At 65.7% G+C, this 20,704-nt stretch carries 23 protein-coding genes and 1 riboswitch; of the genes, 16 read left to right on the top strand and 7 right to left on the bottom strand.

Going from position 1 to position 20,704, the window contains the following annotated elements; all coding sequences use genetic code 11:
- Positions 1 to 38: 38 nt before the first annotated feature.
- From AL3_RS07080 to AL3_RS07095, 4 genes are all read left to right on the top strand, one after another.
- Positions 39 to 1,028, top strand: a complete 990-nt coding sequence (locus AL3_RS07080) for an LLM class flavin-dependent oxidoreductase (protein WP_066298612.1) — start codon at positions 39 to 41, stop codon at positions 1,026 to 1,028.
- A gap of 94 nt (positions 1,029 to 1,122) precedes the next feature.
- Positions 1,123 to 1,593 (top strand): acyl-CoA thioesterase, encoded by a 471-nt coding sequence (locus tag AL3_RS07085; protein ID WP_246168657.1) that lies wholly within the window; start codon positions 1,123 to 1,125, stop codon positions 1,591 to 1,593.
- Between the two features lie 140 nt (positions 1,594 to 1,733).
- Positions 1,734 to 2,279 carry a DUF421 domain-containing protein gene (locus AL3_RS07090; RefSeq protein WP_066298613.1) on the top strand — a complete coding sequence of 182 codons (546 nt, stop codon included), beginning with the start codon at positions 1,734 to 1,736 and terminating at the stop codon, positions 2,277 to 2,279.
- Between the two features lie 207 nt (positions 2,280 to 2,486).
- Positions 2,487 to 2,690 (top strand): cold-shock protein, encoded by a 204-nt coding sequence (locus AL3_RS07095; RefSeq protein ID WP_055240158.1) that lies wholly within the window; start codon positions 2,487 to 2,489, stop codon positions 2,688 to 2,690.
- An 86-nt stretch (positions 2,691 to 2,776) separates the two neighbouring features.
- Here the strand turns inward: AL3_RS07095 and glsA are convergent, their stop codons facing one another.
- Positions 2,777 to 4,591, bottom strand: a complete 1,815-nt coding sequence (gene glsA, locus AL3_RS07100; protein ID WP_066298615.1) for a glutaminase A — start codon at positions 4,589 to 4,591, stop codon at positions 2,777 to 2,779.
- Positions 4,592 to 4,801: 210 nt separating this feature from the next.
- On the opposite strand from glsA, the gene AL3_RS07105 reads away from it, so the two are divergent.
- The 12 genes from AL3_RS07105 to AL3_RS07155 all read left to right on the top strand — a co-directional run bounded on the left by AL3_RS07105 (position 4,802) and on the right by AL3_RS07155 (position 15,679).
- On the top strand, positions 4,802 to 5,005 hold the full coding sequence (locus AL3_RS07105) for a cold-shock protein (RefSeq protein ID WP_066298618.1): 204 nt from the start codon (positions 4,802 to 4,804) through the stop codon (positions 5,003 to 5,005).
- 195 nt (positions 5,006 to 5,200) lie between these two features.
- Positions 5,201 to 5,629: an HhH-GDP family DNA glycosylase gene (locus AL3_RS07110; RefSeq protein WP_066298621.1), complete on the top strand. Its 429-nt coding sequence runs from the start codon at positions 5,201 to 5,203 to the stop codon at positions 5,627 to 5,629.
- 81 nt (positions 5,630 to 5,710) lie between these two features.
- Positions 5,711 to 5,837: riboswitch (SAM riboswitch) on the top strand.
- A gap of 28 nt (positions 5,838 to 5,865) precedes the next feature.
- A complete protein-coding gene (locus AL3_RS18910; RefSeq protein WP_255220890.1) occupies positions 5,866 to 5,991 on the top strand; it encodes a hypothetical protein in 126 nt (41 codons plus the stop codon).
- Complete coding sequence (locus tag AL3_RS07115; RefSeq protein WP_066298622.1) at positions 5,988 to 6,413, top strand: PIN domain-containing protein; 426 nt, start codon at positions 5,988 to 5,990, stop codon at positions 6,411 to 6,413. Before AL3_RS18910 ends, AL3_RS07115 begins: the two co-directional genes overlap by 4 nt.
- Before the next feature lie 87 nt (positions 6,414 to 6,500).
- Positions 6,501 to 7,805 carry an Nramp family divalent metal transporter gene (locus AL3_RS07120; RefSeq protein WP_066298623.1) on the top strand — a complete coding sequence of 435 codons (1,305 nt, stop codon included), beginning with the start codon at positions 6,501 to 6,503 and terminating at the stop codon, positions 7,803 to 7,805.
- Between the two features lie 201 nt (positions 7,806 to 8,006).
- Complete coding sequence (locus tag AL3_RS18785; RefSeq protein ID WP_066298626.1) at positions 8,007 to 9,491, top strand: serine/threonine-protein kinase; 1,485 nt, start codon at positions 8,007 to 8,009, stop codon at positions 9,489 to 9,491.
- Positions 9,492 to 9,533: 42 nt separating this feature from the next.
- Positions 9,534 to 9,929 (top strand): YchJ family protein, encoded by a 396-nt coding sequence (locus AL3_RS07130; protein WP_066298628.1) that lies wholly within the window; start codon positions 9,534 to 9,536, stop codon positions 9,927 to 9,929.
- A 145-nt stretch (positions 9,930 to 10,074) separates the two neighbouring features.
- Complete coding sequence (locus AL3_RS07135; protein ID WP_066298634.1) at positions 10,075 to 11,130, top strand: zinc-dependent alcohol dehydrogenase family protein; 1,056 nt, start codon at positions 10,075 to 10,077, stop codon at positions 11,128 to 11,130.
- A gap of 103 nt (positions 11,131 to 11,233) precedes the next feature.
- The gene (locus AL3_RS07140) at positions 11,234 to 12,259 is read left to right on the top strand and encodes a zinc-binding dehydrogenase (RefSeq protein WP_246168659.1); all 1,026 of its coding nucleotides are present in this window, start codon (positions 11,234 to 11,236) and stop codon (positions 12,257 to 12,259) included.
- A 224-nt stretch (positions 12,260 to 12,483) separates the two neighbouring features.
- Complete coding sequence (locus AL3_RS07145) at positions 12,484 to 12,897, top strand: YybH family protein (RefSeq protein ID WP_066298641.1); 414 nt, start codon at positions 12,484 to 12,486, stop codon at positions 12,895 to 12,897.
- Positions 12,894 to 14,441 carry a purine-cytosine permease family protein gene (locus AL3_RS07150; protein ID WP_066298644.1) on the top strand — a complete coding sequence of 516 codons (1,548 nt, stop codon included), beginning with the start codon at positions 12,894 to 12,896 and terminating at the stop codon, positions 14,439 to 14,441. The genes AL3_RS07145 and AL3_RS07150 overlap by 4 nt, the downstream gene beginning before the upstream one ends.
- Before the next feature lie 179 nt (positions 14,442 to 14,620).
- On the top strand, positions 14,621 to 15,679 hold the full coding sequence (locus tag AL3_RS07155; protein WP_066298646.1) for a HoxN/HupN/NixA family nickel/cobalt transporter: 1,059 nt from the start codon (positions 14,621 to 14,623) through the stop codon (positions 15,677 to 15,679).
- A gap of 212 nt (positions 15,680 to 15,891) precedes the next feature.
- Here the strand turns inward: AL3_RS07155 and AL3_RS07160 are convergent, their stop codons facing one another.
- Genes AL3_RS07160 through AL3_RS07185 form a run of 6 tightly spaced genes read right to left on the bottom strand, consistent with a single transcriptional unit; the run spans position 15,892 to position 20,627 of the window.
- Entirely contained in the window at positions 15,892 to 16,713 is an 822-nt protein-coding gene (locus AL3_RS07160) for an urease accessory protein UreD (RefSeq protein WP_066298648.1), read from the bottom strand.
- Positions 16,714 to 16,762: 49 nt separating this feature from the next.
- Positions 16,763 to 17,509, bottom strand: a complete 747-nt coding sequence (gene ureG, locus AL3_RS07165; protein ID WP_066298650.1) for an urease accessory protein UreG — start codon at positions 17,507 to 17,509, stop codon at positions 16,763 to 16,765.
- 7 nt (positions 17,510 to 17,516) lie between these two features.
- The gene (locus AL3_RS07170) at positions 17,517 to 18,287 is read right to left on the bottom strand and encodes an urease accessory protein UreF (RefSeq protein WP_066298653.1); all 771 of its coding nucleotides are present in this window, start codon (positions 18,285 to 18,287) and stop codon (positions 17,517 to 17,519) included.
- Between the two features lie 11 nt (positions 18,288 to 18,298).
- On the bottom strand, positions 18,299 to 20,005 hold the full coding sequence (locus AL3_RS07175; RefSeq protein WP_066298655.1) for an urease subunit alpha: 1,707 nt from the start codon (positions 20,003 to 20,005) through the stop codon (positions 18,299 to 18,301).
- A 2-nt stretch (positions 20,006 to 20,007) separates the two neighbouring features.
- Positions 20,008 to 20,328 (bottom strand): urease subunit beta, encoded by a 321-nt coding sequence (locus tag AL3_RS07180; protein WP_169795744.1) that lies wholly within the window; start codon positions 20,326 to 20,328, stop codon positions 20,008 to 20,010.
- A complete protein-coding gene (locus tag AL3_RS07185; RefSeq protein ID WP_066298662.1) occupies positions 20,325 to 20,627 on the bottom strand; it encodes an urease subunit gamma in 303 nt (100 codons plus the stop codon). The genes AL3_RS07180 and AL3_RS07185 overlap by 4 nt, the downstream gene beginning before the upstream one ends.
- Between the last annotated feature and the right edge of the window lie 77 nt (positions 20,628 to 20,704).

Raw genomic sequence — 20,704 nt, forward strand, 5'->3', positions numbered from 1 at the left:
GGGACAGGACAAACCCCGCAACGAAAGGCCAGCATTCCATGCCGTACCCGCTCTCCATCCTCGACTTCGCATCCATTGAAGAGGGCGGAACCGCAACGGATTCCTTCCGGGACAGCCTGGCCCTGGCACAGCACGCAGAGAAGCTGGGCTACCGGCGGATCTGGTATGCCGAGCACCACAACATGCCGACCATCGCATCGTCCGCCACCAGCGTGCTCATCTCCTACATCGGTGCCCATACCTCCTCGATCCGGCTCGGCGCCGGCGGCATCATGCTGCCGAACCACGCTCCGCTGACCATCGCTGAGCAGTTCGGCACCCTGGAATCCCTCTACCCCGGACGTATCGACCTGGGTCTCGGCCGGGCACCGGGCAGCGACCAGAAGACCATGCGGGCGCTGCGGCGGGACCCGATGTCCGCTGACAGCTTCCCGCGGGACGTCCAGGAGCTGCAGGGGTACCTGACCGGCAACAGCCTGATCCCGGGCATCGACGCAATCCCCGGCAAGGGGACCAACGTCCCGCTCTACATTCTGGGCTCCTCCTTGTTCGGTGCCCGCCTGGCCGCTGCACTGGGCCTGCCGTACTCCTTCGCCTCGCATTTCGCCCCGCAGGCCCTGCAGGACGCCGTCGCCCTGTACCGCCGGGAGTTCCAGCCCTCCGCGCAGCTCGCGGAGCCGTATGTCATTGCCGGCGTGAATGTGCTCGCCGCCAACACCACCGAAGAAGCCCAGGCCATCTTTACGCAGTCCCAGCGCCGCCGGGTCACCCAGCTGCTGGGCAAGGACCGGACCTACACGGACGAAGAAGCGGACCTGGTGCTCGAGTCACCCGCCGGCCAGCACATCAAGATGATGGGCCACTACTCCGGTGTGGGAACCACCGCCCAGGTACGGGAGTACCTGGACTGGTTCGCTGAGCATGCCCAGGCGGACGAGCTGATCGTCGCCACGCACGCTGCCACGCTGGAGCAGCGGCTGCGGTCCTTCACCCTCCTGGCCCAGGTGATGCAGCCCGCCGGAGCGTAGCCGCGGATCCCGGGGCAGCCGCAGGGGCTGCTCCGGGCGTAACGCCGGCAGCCGCAGCAGGGGTGCAATGCAGCCCTGTGCCAAAATCGGATTCATGACGAATTCTTCCCATGTCATCCGTGTGAACGTGCCCATGCGGTGGTCGGACATGGACGCCTACGGCCACATCAACAACGTGGAGATCCTCCGCATGCTGGAAGAAGCCCGCATCCTGGCCTTCGGTCCGCCCGGCGGCACCGGGGCACCGGGCACGGAACCGCCCATCGCACTCTTCAACTCGGTCCCGGCGAACACACAGTCCCTGATTTCCGAGCATCGGGTGAAGTACCTGGCTCCGCTGGAGTACCGCAACATCCCGGCGGACGTCGATATCTGGATCAGCTCGGTGAAAGCAGCGAGCCTGGGCATCTCCTATCTGGTGTCCGATCCGGTGACCGGAGCGCCGTGCGTCAAGGCGGAGACCGTCCTGGCTTTTGTCGATGGCGCATCCGGCCGCCTGCTGAGGGTGAGTGCGGAACAGCGGGAGCTGATCCGTCCCTGGGCCGGGGAATCGGTTTTCGCCTGAGCCTGAGCCTGAGCCTGACCCGGGACCTGAACCTGACCTGGAACCTGAGGCGGGAATGCGGGCGGAAGCGCTGACCGGGATAAGGGCGGCGGGCTAGTCTGGGCTGACGGGGGACCAGGCGCACCCGTTAGGAGACCACCGTGTGGCACAGCCTTGGAATTTCGCCTCTTGAAGCGCTCTGGGTCGTTATTTCGGCCCTGGGCATCTATCTCGCCTTTTTCCTGCTGGTCCGGGGTTTTGGCCAGCGCGCGCTGGCCAGCTGGTCGACTATGGACAAGGCGATAGTCATTGCCCTGGGTTCTGTCCTGGGCCGGGTGGTGCTCGGCTACACCCCAACGCTGGCGGCAGGCATCATCGGGCTGGCCACGATGTTCGGGATGCTGCGGCTGGAAGCCTACCTGCGGCAGACCAGGCACGGAACGTACCTAAGCAGCAGGCCAATTCTGCTGATGGCCGGAGAACAGGTCCTGGCCCAGGGGCTGAAGCGGGCCCGGATTCAGGAAGACGAGCTGTACTTCAAACTGCGGCAGGCAGGGATCAGGAACTTCTCTGAAATCGCCCTGGTGATCCTGGAACCAACCGGGGATGTCAGTGTGCTCCGGCGGGGGCTTCCGATCGACCGGGTCCTGCTTCGCCGGATCGCCGACCGGGGCCGGATTCCGGCGGAACTCCTGGAGCCGGAGTGAGGTCCAGGCACCCTGTTGGCGGAGGGATGTAGCACTCTCGGGAAAACTCGTGTATAGTCATTTTCAGTTGTTGTGTTGCGCGTTTTGTATTTCAAGCGGCGAAACCCATACGGGCTAGCCGCTTTTTCTGTAGAAGCGGTAAAAACGGACACCGCGACTGAAACCCCCGAAAGTCGGAGCGGTTTCGAGCAGAAAGAAGTATTAAAAATGGCTACAGGTACCGTGAAGTGGTTCAACTCCGAAAAGGGCTTCGGCTTCATTGAGCCGGACGACGGCAGCGCCGACGTCTTCGCTCACTACTCCGCTATCAACTCCAGCGGCTACAAGTCCCTCGAAGAGAACCAGAAGGTCTCCTTCGACACCGAGCAGGGCCCCAAGGGTCCGCAGGCCACGAACATCCAGGGCCTCTAATTCCAGAAGCCTAGACACCGCCGTAAAGGCAGGTATCTAAAAAGAAGAGCAGGACGGTTGCCCGTCCTGCTCTTCTTGTTTAACCGCTAGTCCTGCACCCGCACTGCCGTTTCACGCAGGTACTGCTCCACCCGTGTGTAGGCGTCCTGGGTCAGGGCCCGCCAGAACTGCATGGCCAACCTCGGTTCGTCCGCCTCCATCCGGGCGATCTCCTCGGCCGGGAGCCGCCATACCTGGACCTCGCCGTCGGCCTTGACCGTGGTTTCCTGGCGCTTGTCGTCGCCGAGCGCCATTTCGCCGAAGGTCATGCCGGCGCCCAGCCGGTTCAGCTTCACCCGGTGCCCGTCAGGCCCGGGCATCAGAGTCTGCACATACCCGGAGGAAATAAAGTACACGCCGCTGAACCGTTGTCCGATGCGCCGGATCACATCACCGTCGGCGTAGGAGAGTTCCTCCATCCGTCCGGCCAGATCCCCGGCGGCCTCCTGCCCCAGCGGGGCCAGGGCAGGGGAGTCCGCGGGGAGGATCCGCTCCGGCTGGACCAGATCCGCGCCGTAGCGCCCCAGCAGCTCGTCTTCGCACCATTCCACTGCAGCCGAGCGGGTGGTAAACGCGGGCACGGGGTGGCCGTGCTGTGTCAGATCGGCGGAGACGGTGCCGGCGGTATCCACCAGGGCCAGCTGCCGGCCGGAGTCCTTCAGCATCTGCGCCGCCTCACCGAACATCCGAAGGGCTACGCCGGAGACTTCGTCCACGCTCCGCAGGTCCAGGACCACCAGTTCGACGTCGTCATGAAGCGAGGAGAGCTCGCGGACCATCGCCTCGGCCCCGGCAAAAAGCAGATCCCCATTTAGTTCGAGGACGTGCGCGCGGTGCGCGTTGGCGCGGAGCACGGCGGCGGCTTCCTCGCTTCGGCGGATGCCGGACGGCGTGGTTCCGATGTCATAGGCAGCCCGGAGCGCTGACCGTCCGGTCCGTCCGGCCCGGACAAAGTGCAGTTCCAGGTCGTGGGACAGCCGCTGGCTGACCGCGACCCCGCGGACGCTGCTCCCATGGGCATCCAGCGGCGGAGAATAAACAGCCAGCCCGATCTGGCCGGGCAGCACTGCGATCGTTCCGCCGCCCACACCGGACTTAGCGGGCATCCCGACGCTGCTCATCCACGCGCCGGCATCGTCGTACATGCCGCAGGTCGCCATAACCGAGAGCACACGTTCCACCGAAGCGATGTCCAGCACCTGCTCATTGCTCAGGGGATTGCGGCCGCTGTTGGCCAGCGTTGCAGCCATCATCGCCAGGTCGAGGGCAGTCACCATAACGGAGCACTGCCGGAAGTAGTCCTCGATCACCGGCGTCGGGTCGGATTCGATGATGCCGAAGCTGCGCAGCAGGTAGGCCAGGGCGTGGTTGCGGTGTCCGTGTTTCAACTCGGACTGGTAGATGCGTTCGCTGACGGATAGCTGGCGGCCCGCGAACGCCGAATAGGTATTCAGGATCCGCTTGAAACGGGAGTTGCCGCCGGAACCGCGCACCAGGGAAGTGGCCGTCAGCGCACCCGCATTGATCATCGCGTTGGCTGGCCGTCCCGTCCCTTCGGCGAGGGAGATTTCGTTGAAGGAATCTCCGGAGGGCTCGACGTCGACTTTGGCATCGACGTCATCCATCCCGCGGTCGGCCAGCGCCAGCCCGTAAGTGAACGGCTTGGAGATCGACTGGATGCTGAATTCCTCGCGGGTGTCACCCACCTCGTATACGTAGCCGTCGGCGGTGGCGAGGACGATTCCGAAACGGTCCGGATCAACGTTCGCCATGGCCGGAATGGAGCTGTAGGGTTTTCCGTCCTTAAGGTCGGAAATCTCGGCGTGGATGCGCTGCAGGTAGTGCTCGATCGGGGAGTCCATCTTTCCAGCCTAGGGGAGTCAAAAGACCCGTGACGCTGCCCTGGCCGCTGTGTATACTAGCCGCAGTTGTTGTGTTGAGCATTTTGTATCCAAGCGGCCGAAACCCAGATCCAGGGCAAAGCCGCTTTTTTTGTAGAACGCCGTAGACGGCACAGCAACTGGAAGCTCCCCGACGGTCGGGGATGTTTCGCCTCAGAAGGATGATTAAAAATGGCAACTGGCACCGTGAAATGGTTCAACTCTGAAAAGGGCTTCGGCTTCATCGAGCCCGACGACGGCAGCGCCGATGTTTTCGCCCACTACTCCGCCATCAATGCGAGCGGCTACCGCTCCCTCGAAGAGAACCAGAAGGTTAGCTTCGATACCGAACAGGGACCCAAGGGCCCCCAGGCGGTAAACATCCAGGCTGTCTAACTAAGACTTCCGGCCCCTTTCACGGGCCAGCTGGACGCAGATGCAGGACGGATTTCCGTCCTGCATCTGTTGTTTAAACAGCTCTGCCGAACCTGCGGCCGTTTCGCCGGCGGTGTTTCCTGGGCGGGACGGGATACCTTCCAAAGCCCTCCAGCCGCGCGTACGTTGGCATCCATGGCGACAAACGAGCGGAAAATGACTCCTGCCGACCTGGGCATCGACCTCGCCGGCGGCGACCCCAGCCAGCTGTACCGCTGGTTCCTGGCCAGCCTGCTGTTCGGCAAGCGCATTCAGCAGGACCTCGCTGCCAGCACCTGGCACGTGCTGATGGACAACGGGCTGACGAGTCCAGAGAGCTTCGCCTCCGTCAGCCGGGAACGCCTGATGGAGCTCCTGACCGAAGGCGGCTACGTGCATTACCGCTGGAAAGAGGACGACGAACTGCACACCGTGATGGCCGGAGTCATTCAGCGCTACGGGTCACTGGAGCAGATGGTCAAAGGCGCCGGCTCCGCCGAGGAGCTGAAGCGGCGCCTGGAAGAATTCAAGGGCATCGGCCCGGTCACAGCGGGCATCTTCATGGAGTGGATTCCGCAGCAGTACAACGGGACGTATCCGGGCTAGCCCTGCGTGGGCTCCGGCGCAGATGACGCGGGCTGTAACAGAACACACATTGGGTCCGGCGTAAGGCTATACTTCCAACAGCTTCAAGAACTGCGGCCGCCAAGCTCCGACTTGGCCGCATACCAACCCCACGCTCGTTGGGTGGTTCGGATGAAGAAGCGGCCTGCACTCGCCCCAAGGGGCAACCGGTGCCAGGCAAGAGCACGCCGAAAGGACCGGCGCACGGCGCCGCACCCATGGACACATTTGTTCCCGCACGACCCTCCCTTCACGCAGTCAGCCTCCAGGAGTATGAAGCCGTGGTCAGCGGGCGGGAAGCCTTTATCAGCTTCCTGCTCGGCGACCCGGCTGCCGCAGTATGAGCGCTCCGGCAGGGCTGCTCCTCGATACGCCGGTCGTCGCGGAGGTGCGCGGCGCGGCCCCGGATCCCGGCGTCGTGGCCTTTCTGCGCAGCCGGAGCCATCTGCGCATATTTGTCTCCGCCCTCACCCTTGCGGAGCTGGACGCGCAGGAAAGCCCCGACGGATGGCTCGAGGAGTTCATCAACCGGTTTTCCGGGAACATCCTGCCGGTCAGCCACCACGTGGCGGTGGCGTGGCGGTCGCTGCCCTCCGTCCCGGCGGCGGAGACCGGCGACGCGCGGGAGGCGTTCCGCTCCCTCATCGCGGCCACTGCCATAGAGGCAGGCCTGACCGTCGTGACGCACGAAACCGGGGCCTATGAGGCCTATGGTGCACCTGCGGTGAGCCCGTTCAGAAAATTCGGTGCGGCACAAGGGGTGTGAGAGAATTCATTGTCCCGGGTGAGCCCCGGCACATTGCCGCGGCTGCTGTCCCGCCGTGGCCTCCCGCACGATAGGAATCCCAGGCCGATGGCTGAGAACAACGCCCGCGCGGGTGCCGTCCCGCACTCCGAGCGCGTCGATGACGACGGCGGCGCACCCGCCAAATGGAAGATAGTCGGCCCCGGGCTGGTGGTCGCGGCAACCGGTGTCGGCGCGGCTGACATGGTCGCGACCCTGGTCGCCGGGTCCCGGTACGGCTACGGGCTGCTGTGGGCTGTCATCCTCGGTGTGATCCTGAAGATCATCCTGGTCGAAGGCGCCGGCCGCTTCACGCTGGCCACCGGAAAAACCATCTTCGAAGGCTGGCGTTCCCTCGGACGCTGGACCACCTGGTACTTCGGCCCCTACATCATGATCTGGGGCTTCGTCTACGGAGCGACGGCGATGTCCTCCGCGGCCCTCCCGCTTGCCGCGGTGTTCCCTGTCCTCCCGCTCTGGGCCTGGGCCATCTGCATGGGACTGGCCGGTTTCGTCATGGTCTGGTTCGGCAAGTACGCCACCTTTGAGAAGATCACCGCCGTTCTGGTGGGCCTGATGTTCGTTTCCGTCGTGGGCCTGGCCATCATCGCTGTGCCGAACATCCCGGAAATGTTCAAGGGCCTCGTCCCGGTCATTCCGGAAGGCGGCGTCGTTTACACCCTGGCGCTTGCCGGCGGTGTGGGCGGCACGATCACGCTCGCTGCTTACGGTTACTGGCTCCGCGAAAAGGGCTGGTACACGCCCAAGTGGATGAAGGTCATGCGGATCGACAACTCCATGGCCTACGTCATGACCGGCATCTTTGTGGTGGCCATGCTGATCGTCGGGGCCGAGGTGGTCCGGACCGCCGGCATCTCGCTCAGCGCCGGCGATGAGGGCCTGCTGGACCTCTATGACGTGCTGAAGGTGGAGTACGGAGACTTCGTCGGCACCGGCTTCCTCGTGGGCTTCTGGGCTGCCTCCTTCTCCTCGATCATCGGTGTGTGGAACGGCGTCTCGCTGATGTTCGCCGATTTCTGGGGCAACATGCGCGGCAAGGAATCCGGGCACCCGGACACCCGGGTCGGCGGCAAGTACTTCAAGTTCTACGTCCTCTGGCTGACCTTCCCGCCGATGATCCTGTTCGCGCTGGGCCAGCCGATCGGCCTGATCCTGGCCTACGGTGTCCTTGGTTCGCTGTTTATGCCGTTCCTTGCCCTGACCCTGCTGGGCCTGCTCAACGGCAAGCGGATTCCGAAGGCCTACGCCAACCGCCTGCACACAAACATCGCGCTGGGAATCACCGCCCTGCTGTTCATCATCCTGGGACTGCAGCAGGCCTGGAAGGCGCTGGCCCCGGTCTTCGGCGGCTAAAAACACCCTTCCCCCGTCCGGCCGCAGGCCGGGCGGGGGACGACTGTCCAACTGCCCTGCCGGGGTCAAACGCGGCAGGGCAGTTTAGCGTATTCGACGCACTTCCACGAGGGAAAAACCCGGTTCGAAAATAAGTACCCGGACCCCATCTACGTGCTGCAAACCACCCGTTACTCTTAAGTGGCGAGAGAAGGTTGCAGCATGGAAATCAGCGCAGCGGGTGGCCTGAATCGTCTGATTGCGGGCCGTTACCGACTCACCGAACCCATAGGCCACGGTGGCATGGCCACCGTCTATCGAGGACAGGATGAAGCTCTCGGCCGCGATATTGCGGTGAAGCTCTTCCGAGCCAGTGCTGTGGATCCCGACGACGTCGAGCGCCAGGACACGGAAATGCACCTGCTGGCCTCCCTCACCCACCCCGGGCTGGTCACCCTGTTTGATGCCGGCAAGGATGATGCCGGCCGCGACGACGGCGCCGCCGGCGAACCGCGTGCCTTCCTGGTCATGGAACTCATTGATGGTCCGGACCTTCGGAAACGGCTGCGGGACAAACCCGTGCCGGCTGCCGACGTCGCGTATATCGGAGCCGAACTTGCCGGAGCGCTGGCCTATATCCATGCCCGTGGTGTTGTACACCGGGACGTGAAGCCGGCCAATATCCTGCTGCCGCCGGCAATCGCGGGAACTGCCCCGCGGGCCAAGCTCACCGATTTCGGTATAGCGCGGATGGTGGATGGTGCCCGCATCACGGCAACCGGCGCGACCCTGGGAACCGCCAACTATCTGAGCCCCGAGCAGGCGTCCGGCAGTTCCGCCTGTGCGTCGTCAGATATCTATTCGCTCGGGCTGGTCCTGCTGGAGAGCGTCACGGGCCGGATCGAATTCGGGGGCAGTGCCGTGGAGGCCGCCGTCGCGAGGTTGAGCCGTGACCCGGAGATACCAGCAACCCTGGGGCCGATGTGGCGGTCGCTGCTGAGTGCCATGACGGCACGGACCCCGGAGGACAGGCCCACGGCAGGAGAAGTATCTGCGTCCCTGCTGGATTTCCGCTGGGCGGGCGCGTCCGCTGCGTTCCGGCCTGCAGATGATGCCGGAGTTCCCGGGCCGGCACAGGACGCCGCAGCATCGATTGTGTCCGGGGCGGTCGCCGGAACAGCGGGAATGAGTGGAACGGGAGGGACAGCCGGAACCGGTGGCACGGGAACAGCGGGCCCGGAGCCGGATCAGGAAGCGGCGGACTTTCCAGTACCCGCGGCGCCTGTCCCCGCTGTGGAACAGGCGGCAGCCGCTTATCTATCGGGCGGTGATGGGCCCGGCCATCCGGATGTCCACACGCCCGCAGCCCCGCCGACACCCCCCTCGATTGGCCTGTTGCCGGTTTCCGCGCCCGTTGGGCGGCGGAACGGCGGGCGGTGGCGGACCGGCGGGTCACGCCGAAGCAGCGGATCACGGCGGATCAGCGGGTCACGCAGTGCCGTCCAGGGCTACGCGGGGTCCGTCCGCGTGGCTCCCAGCCGTGCGGTGATTACCGGCCGGGCGCTGCTTGCTGTCCTCGCCATGACGGTGCTGACCGTCGCCGTCGTCCTGGCAGCGGGGCGGGTGGGCGCCGCCGGCCAAGACCGCTACCCGGTTAATCCCGGGCACATCAGTGGAACAACACCCCAGCCGATCAGCCCGCCGTAGCCCTGTTTATGCATGGGACCCGGAGTCTCGCATACTTGTAGAATGACTTTTCCGGTGCTGAACACCTCCGACCGCTGCCCCTGCCTCAGCGGGGACACCTACGGCGGATGCTGCCACCGCTTCCACGCAGGCAGTGTGCCCGCCCCGACGGCGGAAGCACTGATGCGGTCCCGCTATTCCGCCTTCGTGACCGGAGACAGCAACTATCTGCTCCGCACCTGGCATCCGAGTGCGCGTCCCGCCCGGCTGGACCTGGATCCGGCACGCGTCTGGCGGCGGCTGGACATCCTGTCCACCCAGGCCGGCGGCCCCCTGGACTCCACCGGCGTCGTCGCTTTCGCCGCACATTACCGGGAGGATGATGCTCCCGGCGTCCAGAGCGAACGCAGCAGTTTCCTCCGGGAAGCAGGCCGTTGGCTGTATGTGGATGGTGAGTAGCCGTTGAACCTTCCGCGGAGTGCGGCTCCGGCCTAGGGTTAGGGGCAGCCCGGCGGAAGGCTGGCGAAACCGGCACGTGCCGGGAAAGCCGGCAGCAGCGCTCAGCCGGGCCTGCCCCAGGCCAGACCGAGCGGACGAGGACACCATGAAAGCACTCGTTTACGAAGGACCCGGACAGAAATCCTGGAAGGATGTGCCGGACCCGCGCATCCAGGAACCGCGTGATGCGATCGTCCGGATCGACACAACCACCATCTGCGGAACGGACCTCCACATCCTCAAAGGTGATGTTCCTGCTGTCACTCCCGGGCGGATATTAGGGCACGAGGGCGTCGGCACCGTCACCGAAACCGGAACCGGGGTGAATTCCTTCAAAGCCGGAGACAAGGTCATTCTCGCCTGCGTTTCAGCCGATGGCTCCTGCACGTTCTGCAAGGAGGGACTCTATTCCCACTGCCTCGGCGATGAGGGGCAATCCGGGATTGGCTGGATTTTCGGGCACCTCATTGACGGCACACAGGCGGAGTACGTCCGGGTGCCCTACGCGGACACTTCGATGTATCTCCTGCCGGAGGGTGTTTCCGAGGAACACGGTGTTCTGCTCAGCGACATTTTTCCGACCGGCTTCGAAATCGGCGTGCAGTATGGCCGGACCAAACCGGGCGACGTCGTAGCCGTCGTCGGCGCCGGGCCGGTTGGCCTTGCTGTCATTGCGACCGCCGGACTCTACGGAGCGGCAAAGATCATCGCCGTTGACCTGGACGCCAACCGGGTGCAGCAGGCGCGGCGCTTTGGCGCCACACACGGCGTCAATTCGGGGGACCAGGACTGGAAGGAACAGATCCTGGCCCAGACCGATGGCCTGGGCGTGGACGTTGCCGTGGAAGCTGTCGGCATCCCCGCAACCTTCGACATGTGCACGCAGATCGTGCGGCCGGGCGGCAACGTGGCAAACGTGGGTGTCCACGGCAAACCGGTCAGCTTGGCCCTGGACCAGCTGTGGATCAGGAACATCGGCATCAGCACCGGTCTGGTCAACACAAATACCCTGTCCATGCTGCTGAAGCTGGTCGCCGAAGGAAAGCTGCCGGCCGATCAGTTCATCAGCCACCGGTACCCCCTGCAGGACATCATGACCGCCTATGACACCTTCTCCCGGGCAGCGGAAACCGATGCCCTCAAGGTGATTCTGCAGGCCTGACGGCACGCGCCGGCTGTTTTTGGCGCAATTGTTACCCGGGCAGATAATGGGGTTCTGCGGCCGCACCCGCAGCCGCAGTTTCCACTGTTATAAGAGGTTTGCAATGTCTAACGGCACTACCCGGATGATGATCGCCGGACGCCTGAATGTCGAAACCGGAAAGTTCTCCATGCAGGAAGTTCCGGTGCCGGACCCAGGCCCCGGTTTCGTCCGTATCAAGGTGGGCGCGGCAGGCGTCTGCCTTTCAGATGTCCACCTGATCCAGGGCCTGCTCCGCCCCAAATTCCTTCAGGGCGATGAAGTCACGCTTGGCCACGAAGTAGCGGGGACGGTGGATCTCGCCGGACCCGGCGTCACCTCGGTGGCGGCGGGGGACCGCGTAGTGGTCCAGGCGGGCTACGAGCACAATGGCAGGACTCTCACCATGGGAGTGGATTACGACGGCGGTTGGGCTGAGTATTTGGTAGTCCCGGCCGGTGTGCTGGTCCCGCTGGGTGACCAAATACCGTTCGACCAGGCATCGATCATTCCGGACGCCGTCTCCACTCCGTGGGGTGCCATTGCCTCCACCGCAGATGTGCGCGCCGGCGAATCCGTCGGCGTTTGGGGTATCGGCGGGCTGGGCGCCCACGGCGTGCAGCTGCTCCGGCTCATCGGGGCCGCGCCGATTATTGCCGTTGACCCGATTCCGGAAGCCCGGGAGCGGGCCCTCGCCTTCGGCGCCGACTACGCCCTGGATCCAATGGCAGGGAACTTTGCGGAGGCCATGGCGGCCGCGACCGGTGGACGGGGGCTGGACGCGGCGCTGGATTTCGCCGGCGTCGACGCGGTCCGGTCCCAGGCACTCGACTGCCTGGGACTGCGCGGGCGGCTGGTGCTCGTGGGCCTCAGCGGCAAGCCGATGACCATCAGCGACAGCACCGAGTTCTCCTACGCGCGCAAGCAGATCCGCGGGCACTATGGATCCGAGGCCCATCATGTGCCCCAGCTGGTGTCCCTGGCCCGGCTGGGACGCCTGGACTTTGCCAAGTCCGTCAGTGCGCGGATTCCGCTCGCAGACGCCGAGCAGGCCGTGAAATCCCTGGACGCCAAGGAAGGTAATCCGATCCGGCTGGTTTTGATTCCCTAACTACACAAGCCGCAGTACTGAAGGGACCTTCCGCGCGCCTCCGGAAGGCCCCTTCTGTTATCCGGGTTGCGTTTCATGACGCGTGGGTGCCGGATTTGCGGGACCGGCGGGTATAGGAGTTGCCTAATAAGCAACTCTTGATGTTTAGTAGTCACACTCGTGTTGCATTGGTGATGCGACCCACAGCCCTGCCCGCCGTTCCGGGCACAGTAAGGATGTCCGCCATGAATCTGACCCGCGATGAGGTCCAAGCCGCTGCCGAGCGTCTTGTTGCCGCGTTTGCCGCCACCGATACCGAGGCCTACTTCGGTGCCTTCGCCGAAGATGCCACGTTCGTGTTCCACACCGAGCCGGCGCGGCTGGAGTCACGGAGCGAATACCGTGCCCTCTGGGAGGGCTGGACCGCCGGGGGCTGGGCCATTGAGTCCTGCACCAGCACTAATGCCCGGATCCAGCTCGCCGGCCCGTCCGCCGTCTTCACCCATGACGTGCACACCGTCGCCGGCACTCCCGGCGCACTGGAAGAGACCCGGGAACGCGAGACCATTGTGTTCGCGCGCTCCACAGACGGCGCTGTCCTGGCTGTCCATGAACACCTGTCGCCGGCACCCGCGGCCAATGAGAACGAGGCAGCATGAGTACAACAACCGCGCCGGTAGCCCGGGTGGAACAACACGGCATTGAACCGATTCCCGCCCCGGAACGGACATCCCGGCCCCTGGACCTCTTCCGCCTCTCTTTTGGCGGTGCCAACACCTTTGCCACGGTAGTGCTGGGATCCTTCCCGATTATCTTCGGCCTGTCCTTCCGCGATGCCTTGCTGGCCACAGTCCTGGGCCTGGTGGCCGGGGCCCTGGTCCTGGCGCCGATGGCGGTCTTCGGGCCGACCAACGGCACTAACAACGCTGTCTCCTCCTCGGCGCACCTGGGCGTGCACGGCCGCATCGTCGGCTCCTTCCTGTCCCTGCTGACTGCTTTCGCCTTCTTCTCCATCTCTGTCTGGAGCTCCGGCGACGCGCTGGTGGGCGGGGCCAACCGGCTGGTCGGCCTGCCGAACAACGTTTTCACGCTGAGTGTTGCCTACGCGGTGTTCGCCATCCTGATCCTCACCGTGTGCATCTACGGGTACCGGTTTATGCTGTGGGTCAACAAAATCGCAGTGGTTGCCGCTTCCGCGCTCTTCCTGCTGGGCATCGTCGCCTTCGCGGGTGCGTTCGATCCGTCCTACGCCGGAATTTTCGGGCCCGGTGCAGATGCCGAAACCGCTGCCCTGTACTGGCCTTCGTTTATCGGCGCAGCGCTGATCGTGATGTCCAACCCGGTGTCCTTCGGTGCCTTCCTGGGTGACTGGTCCCGCTACATCCCGGCAGAAACTCCTAAGGTCCGGATTCTGGGTGCGGCTTTCCTGGCCCAGATGGCCACCATGGTGCCGTTCCTCTTCGGCCTGGTCACCGCCACGATTATCGCCATCCAGGCACCGGCATTCCTGGAAAGCTCGGACTACGTTGGCGGCCTGCTGGAGATCGCCCCGGCCTGGTACTTCCTGCCGGTGTGCCTGATCGCGCTGATCGGCGGTATGTCCACGGGCACCACCGCCCTCTACGGAACCGGCCTGGACTTCTCCTCCGTGTTCCCCCGGTTCTCCCGGATCCAGGCCACCATCTTCATCGGCACCGTTGCGATCATCTTCATCTTCGTTGGCCGGTTTGCCTTCAACATCGTCCAGAGCATCTCAACCTTCGCCGTGCTGATCATCACCTGCACCGCCCCCTGGATGATCATCATGATGGTTGGTTTCGTGACCCGCCGCGGCTGGTACGACTCCGATTCGCTGCAGGTCTTCAACCGCCGCCAGGTGGGAGGCCGCTACTGGTTCAACAACGGCTGGAACTGGCGGGCCATGGGCGTCTGGGGCGTCTCTGCCGTCACGGGCCTGATGTTCGTCAACCTCCCGGGCCAGTTCGTTGGTCCGCTGGGCAACCTCGCGGCAGGCGTGGATCTGAGCATCCCGGTATCGATCGGCCTGGCCGCGGTGCTCTACCCGCTGGTACTGGTGCTGTTCCCTGAACCTGCCGACGCCTACGGACCCGCCGGTCCGCGGTTCGTCCGGGCCGCAGCACCTAAGAACACTCCGATCACGTCGGAGGACGCGGCAGCTGCGGATCCGGTAACCGCCGGCTAGGCCGTTGGCCGAGGCCCACTTTTCGCTGTCCCTGCCCGCCCGGAGCTTTGTTCCGGAGGGGCAGGGACAGCGCTGTTTCCGGCCGCGTTAACACGGGGTGACCTTCCGTTTACGTCACCGCAATGCAGGGTTCGTACGATCAGGGTCTGCCCCCGCCGGTTCAACGCCTTGAGGTCCCCATGCAAACTGCGCCCAATCCGTCTGCCCCCTCCGTCCGCAGTGCCCTGTGGGGCATGGGCCTGGCCGTCGGCGCGCTGCATCTGCTCGCCTGGGGCGGGTTCGCGCTGCTGGTCCTGCCGCACAGCTACCGGACGGGAGACGGCGGCGCGGTCTTCGGTGCAGGCCTGGCCATTACTGCCTACCTCCTGGGGGTACGGCACGCCTTCGACGCCGACCACATATCTGCCATCGACAACACCACCCGGCGGCTTGCCGTGGGGTCGGAACGGCCGGTCTCCACGGGGTTCTGGTTCGCTCTGGGCCACTCGACGATTGTGGTGGGGGCAGTGGCGCTGCTGGCTGCGGGGGTGGACGCCCTGGCCGGGCAGCTTTCGGACGACGGTTCAGCGCTGAAGCAGATTTCCGGCATCTGGGGCCCAGCGGTTTCCGGTACCTTCCTGCTGCTGATCGGGACAATCAACCTGGTTGCCCTCGCCGGTATTGTGCGGGTCTTCCGCCAGCTGCGTTCTGGCAGTTTCCTTGAGGAAGAGCTTGAGGCAGCTTTGGAACAGCGAGGGTTTGTCAGCCGGCTGCTGGGGCCCGTTGCCCGGCGTGTGGACCGGCCGTGGAAAATGTACCCGCTCGGTTTCCTGTTCGGCCTGGGCCTGGATACCGCGACCACCATCGGCCTGTTTGTGGTCGCCGGCGGCGCGGTGGTCCTCTTGCCCTGGTATGTGGTGATGATCCTGCCGCTGCTCTTCACCTCCGGCATGGTGCTCTTTGACTCCCTGGACGGGGTGCTGATGGCGGGGGTTTACAAGTGGGCCTACGATGCTCCGGCGCGCAAGGTGTTCTACAACCTCGTCATCACCGGTGTTTCAGTGGCCGTGGCGTTCCTAGTGGGTGCGGCGGTGCTGGGCGGCCTGTTCACCGACATCCTGGGTCTCCAGACGGGGCCGGTGGCCTGGCTCGGCGGGCTGGACCTGGAGTACTTCGGGTTCGCCGTCGTTGGGATCTTCCTGGCCGCCTGGGCCGCTGCGGCAGCCTACTGGAAGACATCGGACGGGCTGACCCGCTGACCTGCTGACCTGCTGACCCGCTGACCGGGCGGCCGGGAGGCCCGCTGACCGGGCGCCGGGGCCGAAGGGACAGCTTCCCCGTCCGCGGGGCCTCCCGGCGGACGCCTTGCCGCAGCCGGACGGCAGCACCAAGCCGCGCGGTTCAGCTAGCGCGCGGTTCAGCTAGCGCACGGTTCAGTTATCGCACGGTTCAGTTATCGCGCACGGTTCAGCTAGTCCGTAACGCGGTTCAGCTGGTCCGTAAGCTGAACCTTCCACCGGTCGTACTCCGGCTGCACCAGCCGGTCGGCCTGATGGGCCGAATCGGCCAGGGCGCGGAGGACAGCACCGTCGGCGGCAAGCTCGAACCGGTGTGCCGCGGGACCGGCCGTTCCCGGGCCTGCGTTTCCCGGGCCGGTGATTCGGTCCGGACCAGCGCCCGGGTCCTCGCCGGTCTCCGGCCCCTGCCCCGGTGACGGCCGCCAGCCGGCCGCCGTCGCACTGGAGAGCACCTTGGAGGTGCCCAGCACGCCGATGGCCTGCCGCCGGACGCCGGTAAGATCCAGATCCTCGTACAGGAAGTCACCGCCGGGGCCGGTCAGCCGGGTCACGCTGCGCAGTGCGCCGCCGGCTTCCCCGGAGCGTCCCAGCACCAGGGTTTCCCGGATCAGCACCCGGGCTCCGGCGCCCATCCGCACACGGGTCTGCCGGAGGACATTCGCACCGCCGGCAATCACAAACGGTGCACCGTCCCACACCAGTGCCGAACCCTCACCCAGGACGGCGTCCAGCGTCCAGCGGGAGGCGACCCCTTCGGCGTCGTAGGCCACCATCCCGGCCGGTTCGATCACCTCCAGCGTGACCCCGGGACCAACGTTGAGCTCAATCCGGATGTCGTCCCCGCCCAGCAGCATCATGTGGATCCCAATCAGGGCAACGCGCAGATGCGGGGTCCCGCCGTCCGGCGCGCGCAGCGGGGCACTGACCGGCCGCGGCGCCAGATAGAGTCCCTGGTCCAGCACGGAGAACCGGGCACCGGCCCCCGATCGTTCCACACAAATCCGGGTGGGCCGGGAGCCGGTATCCACGGCGCCGCAGACAGGATCAGTGACGGTGGACAGCGCCGGGCTCCTCGTCGTGGCTGTGGATAAACCCGCCGTCCTCGTCAGCGTGGAAGTGCGGTGCCATGGGCCCAGGGTCCTGCGGGGTGTGCGAACCGGCGCGGTGCTGGGCGACCATCCAGCGCACCCAGGCACTGAGCTGGTCGATGGTTTCCTGGCGTTTGCGGGACAGTGCCAGGACCGGTCCGCCCTCGCGTGCAGCGGTGGCATCAGCGACCATCTGGTCCACATCCACGTCCACGTGCGGGGCCAGATCGATCTTGTTAATCACCAGCAGGTCCGCGCGGGCGATGCCGGGCCCGCCCTTGCGCGCGACGTCGCCGCCGCCCGCGACGTCGAGTACGAAGATCTGGGCGTCCACCAGGGCGGGGGAGAAGGTCGCGGTGAGGTTGTCGCCGCCGCTTTCCACGAGGACCAGGTCCAGGGGAGCGAAGTCCGCTTCGAGGTCCTCGACGGCCAGCAGATTGGTCGTGACGTCGTCGCGGATGGCGGTGTGCGGGCAGGCCCCGGTCTCAACTGCCCGGATCCGCTCAGCGGGCAGGACACCGGCCGAGCGAAGGAACCGGGCATCCTCATCCGTGTAGATGTCATTGGTGATCACCCCGATGCTCAGTTCCCCGGACATCGCCCGGCAGACCGTGGCGATCAGTGAGCTTTTTCCCGTCCCCACGGGTCCTGCGACTCCGAGACGCAGGGAACGGGTGGACGGGGGTGTGGCGGACGGGTGCATGGGGTTTTCAGGCAACGAACAGTCTCCTTGTTCTGGTGGTGTGGTCTTCGGCCCAGTGCTCCATCCACGGGGCACTGAGGGCGGGCAGGTCTTCGAGTCCGCGGGCGGCCACCGCGGATTCTGCGACGTCGTTGATCTCGCCCTCAGCGGCGAGGATCCAGCCGGCCGCGGTCATGGGGTCGATCGGCAGCAGCTTCAGGGCCGCGGATACGACGGACTGGGCATCGTCGTAGCAGCAGAGCCGGGCCAGCGGACCCTCCGTCATACCGAGTGCGGCTGCGGTCACCCCGAGGGCTACGGGCCGGGTGGGTTTCGGCACGGTCTGTTTCAGGAGCGCGACGGCGGGATCCCCGGCCTTCAGGGTGGCCGCCAGGCGCAGCATGCCGCGGCCGAGCCGGCGGGATGCGTCGCGCTGGGCGGCGGACGGGGTGCGGGCGTCGAGTGCGGCTTCCAGCTCCACGAAGCCGGGAGGGACCGTTTCCTGTCCGGTATCCGGACGCGGCTCCGAACCGGTTCCTGAACCGGGCTGCGGGACCGGACCGGCGGTGCGGATCGCCTGAGCTGCCCGGAAGGCCAGCACAGCGGCGCATGCCTCCATCCGCACCACGGTGGAAAGCCGCGCCAGTAAGTAGGGGTACACACCCTCGACGCCCAGCCCGGCGAGCACCGCGGGTTCCATGCCCGCGGGTTCCATGCCCGCGGAGTGTGAATAGGCGCCGGACGGCAGCCGGGAATCGGCGAGCAGGAACCCTGCCAGGGCAGAGCCGGTGTCAGACATGGTGCCCCGGCCTAGAAGAGGGTGTAGCGCTGGGTCAGCGGGAGCTCGGAAACCGGTGCCGGTTCAATGACCTGGCCGTCGATGCTGACCAGGAATGTTTCCGGATTCACCTGGATGTCCGGCAGTGCAGTGTTATTCGGCAGGGACGCTTTGGTGACGTTGCGGGTGGAGGTGATTGCGGTCAGGGGACGGGTGAGTCCCAGCTTCTCCGCCAGGCCGTCCTCCAGTGCCGCCGGGGCAACGAACGACGTCGAGAGGTGTGGTGCCGAGGAAGCGCGGCCGGCGAGGGCCTCGCGCATCCAGACCGGCTGCGGAGTGGGCAGCGAAGCGTTCGGGTCGCCCATCTGCCCGGCCACGATTGCCCCGCCCTTGATCACGATTGCGGGACGGATGCCGAAGAACGCCGGATTCCACAGCACCAGGTCCGCCATTTTGCCGACCTCGATGGACCCGACCTCGCCGTCAATGCCGTGGGCCACAGCGGGACAGATCGTGTACTTGGCGATGTAGCGCCGGACCCGTTCGTTGTCCGCGGGCAGGGAGGATTCCGTGGTGCCCATGTAATCCTTCATCACGTGGGCCACCTGCCAGGTGCGGGTGATGGTTTCGCCGATCCGGCCCATGGCCTGGGCATCCGAAGAAGTGATGGACATGGCGCCGAGGTCCTGGAGGACGTCCTCGGCCATCATGGTGTTGGCCCGGATCCGGGATTCGGCGAAGGCCAGGTCCTCCGGGATCCGCGGGTTGAGGTGATGGCAGACCATCAGCATGTCCAGGTGCTCGGCCACCGTGTTCACGGTGAAGGGCAGGGTGGGATTGGTCGACGCCGGCAGTACGTTGGCGGCCGCCGCCACGGTAATGATGTCCGGGGCATGGCCGCCGCCGGCGCCTTCGGCGTGGAACACATGGATACCGCGGCCCTTGATGGCGGCCAGGGTGTCCTGGACGTAGCCGGCCTCGTTCAGCGAGTCGGCGTGCAGGGCCACCTGGACACCCCAGCTCTCCGCCGCCGTGAGTGCGGCGTCGATGGCGGCGGGGGTGGAGCCCCAGTCCTCGTGCACCTTGTAGCCGGCGGCGCCGGCAAGGGCCTGCTCTTCGAGGGCCGCCTGGCTGACAGTGTTGCCCTTGCCGTAGAGCAGGAAGTTCATCGGCAGCGTATCGAGGGCCCGGTGCATGACCTGCAGGTTCCAGGCTCCCGGGGTTGCGGTGGTGGCCTTGGATCCCTCGGCCGGCCCGGTGCCGCCGCCTCCCACCGTGGTGATCCCGGAGGCCAGGGCTTCGCGCAGGGCGTCAGTGCCGAGCAGGTGCACGTGCGTGTCGATTCCTCCGGCGGTGAGGATCCTGCCCTCCCCGGCGACCACCTCGGTTCCCGGTCCGATCACCAGTGCCGGGTCGATTCCGTCCATGATGTCCGGGTTGCCGGACTTGCCGATTCCGGCGATCCGGCCGTTTTTCACCCCGACGTCGGCGCGGACGATTCCCCAATGGTCCACGATCACCACGTTCGTGATGATCAGGTCCGGTGCGCCCTCGGCTGAGGTCCGGGTGGACTGGGCCATGGACTCACGGATGTTCTTCCCGCCGCCGAAAACCGATTCGTCCCCTCCGAAGGTGTAGTCCTTTTCCGGGGAAATCCAGAGGTCCGTGTCCGCGAGCCGGATCTGGTCCCCGACGGTGGGTCCGTACAGCTGGGCGTAGTCGTGCCGGCTGACCTGCATTACTAGGCTCCTTTGGGGGCGGTGCGAATCTGGAGCCCGGGCACAGTCGCGCTTCCGGCGAACCTCACCAGCAGCACTTCGCGGGAGGCCCCGGGCTCAAAGCGCACGGCAGTTCCAGCCGGAACTCCCAGCCGGAATCCGGCTGCTGCGGCCCGGTCGAAGGAGAGGGCTGAGTTCACGTCCGCGAAGTGGAAGTGCGAACCCACCTGGATGGGCCGGTCGCCGTCGTTCATCACCACCAGCGTCCGGGACTCGCGGCCCGCATTGATCTCCAGGAAGCCCGTGGCGGTGCGGACTTCACCGGGAACCAGGGGCCCGCTCATGAGATGGGATCCGTGATGGTGACGAGTTTGCGCCCATCCGGGAAGGTGGCTTCGATCTGCAGGTCCGGGATCATCTCCGGAACGCCTTCCATGACGTCAGTGCGGGAGAGCACACTGCGCCCGTCACTCATCAGATCGGCCACCAGGCCGCCTTCGCGGGCGCGTTCCATCACCCAGCAGGAGAGCAGGGCAACGGCTTCGGGGTAGTTGAGCCTTAACCCGCGTGTCCGACGGTCGCGCGCGACCATCCCGGCAACACTGAGCAGCAGCTTGTCCGTATCGGCAGGCGTAAGAAACATGGGGAAAGTCTTCCACCGGCATGTTTCAGGTTGTCGCCACTGTGTTTCCGGGACGTTGCGGGCTTACTGGAAGGCTG

Origin of the sequence: Arthrobacter luteolus NBRC 107841, assembly GCF_001552075.1 — a bacterium.
GTDB lineage: Bacteria > Actinomycetota > Actinomycetes > Actinomycetales > Micrococcaceae > Arthrobacter_B > Arthrobacter_B luteolus.